The organism is Pseudomonas sp. B2021, assembly GCF_018135665.1.
GTDB classification, from domain to species: domain Bacteria; phylum Pseudomonadota; class Gammaproteobacteria; order Pseudomonadales; family Pseudomonadaceae; genus Aquipseudomonas; species Aquipseudomonas lactis.
The window spans coordinates 1-249 of sequence record NZ_SMOF01000048.1 but is presented as its reverse complement, the minus strand read 5'-3'; the positions used below and the strand labels follow the sequence as shown (position 1 = coordinate 249).

Below are 249 nucleotides of genomic sequence, written 5' to 3'. Positions count from 1 at the left end.
TGTTGCGGTTGTAGCCGGCGGTTAGGTCGAGCGCGCCGCCAGCAAGATCGAAGCTGTAGCTGCCGACGATGTCGAGGCCGCGGGTGCGCGTGTCCACCGCGTTGGTGAAGTAACGCCCGCCGTTGATGCCGGGGTGGCCGCGCGCTTCCAGGAAGCTCGCCACCGCCGGGCCGCGCAGGTTCTCGGAGAGGATGATGCGGTCGTCGATGTCGACCTGGTAGGCGTCGACGGTGATGTACAGGCCCTCGG

General features: G+C 67.9%; 1 pseudogene. It reads right to left on the bottom strand.

Annotation, left to right across the window (positions count from 1 at the left end):
- Positions 1–249 (bottom strand): annotated as a pseudogene (locus E1K68_RS27605) (TonB-dependent receptor); the annotation flags it as partial.